Annotated in this window: 2 protein-coding genes; both read right to left on the reverse strand. The window is 67.5% G+C overall.

The annotated features are described in order from the left end of the window. Positions 1–121 precede the first annotated feature (121 nt). Entirely contained in the window at positions 122–547 is a 426-nt protein-coding gene (locus FV233_RS29550) for a hypothetical protein (protein WP_147899648.1), read from the reverse strand. Continuing rightward, on the reverse strand, positions 547–1,090 hold a 544-nt coding region (locus FV233_RS30770), incomplete at its 5' end, for a hypothetical protein (RefSeq protein ID WP_187278276.1). The genes FV233_RS29550 and FV233_RS30770, both read right to left, overlap by 1 nt.

A 1,090-nucleotide genomic window follows, 5' to 3' on the forward strand; every position in this document is an offset into this window, starting at 1 on the left:
CGCATTGCCCTGAATTCCCTGTTGCCCAGCCGGCCCGGGCTGGCCGTAGCCGACGCTGCGCACGGCGCCGTCAGCGGCGCTGACAGACAGGAGTGCGGCGAGCGCCGCGGCGAACAGCACGCTACTGGCCCGGACCATAGGACCACTCGAGCGGCGCGTAGGTGGTGGAGGCGGTGATTGGGAACCCGGGCTTGGACACGGCCATAGCCGAGGCGCAGAAGGGGTACTGGGTCGAGAACACGCCCACGAACCCTGGCGGCCACAGCCAGCCAGTGGTCTCGGTCACTCCAATGTTGGCGCAGTCGGCCGCGTTGGAGAACCCCTTGACCCGCACGTAGACGCTGTTCGGGTTCACGACATAGAACGAGCTGAGCGGCAGGCCGTTCATGGGATCCTTCAGGCTCGCCGCCGGGATCATCGTCGTCTGCGGCGTCGGCCCGATCTGGACCATCACCGGCTCAGACATCCGCCGGAACGGGATGGTCTGCGTGCTCTGCGCGAGAACGGGCGCTGAGAGCAGGCAGAACAGGAGAGCGAGGATCCGCATCACTGGAACCCGATCTGAAAGCCCGCGATGGCGCCGGCGCCGATCGTCGTGACGTCGTTGTCCGCCGGGGCGGTGCCAAACGCGTAGGTTAGCCCGGCAGAAGCCGAGACGCCGATGCTGCTGGCGAACGCGGTGACCTGAATGCAGGTGTTGGCCGGGAAGGCGTAGGGACCGGCGAACGGCACGGTAGTGCCGACGGTCACGGCGCCCGTCGAGGCGGCGTTGTAGAGGCGCATGTAGACTGTCGAGGCCGTCGTGTTGCAGCCCTGGTAGGTGTAGGCACGGCCGGCCGTGGCTTTGGCCAGCGTGAGGTTGTTGCCGGCAGCCGACGATGGGATCCGCGAGAAGTTCGAAACGCCGCCCGACCCGGCCTTGGTCTCAGCCGCGCCGCCCGACACGCACAGACGCCCGACGATGTCGAGGACTGCGCGGGCGTTCTCGTGGTCGCGCATGATCTCGGCAGTTTCGCCGCCCGTGCCCATGTCAGCTTCCCAGCCCCAGGCTTGTGCAGCTTTGTCAAAAGCCTCAAGCGCCGCCGCGATG

Source organism: Methylobacterium sp. WL7 (genome assembly GCF_008040085.1).
In the GTDB taxonomy this organism is placed as follows: Bacteria; Pseudomonadota; Alphaproteobacteria; order Rhizobiales; family Beijerinckiaceae; genus Methylobacterium; species Methylobacterium mesophilicum.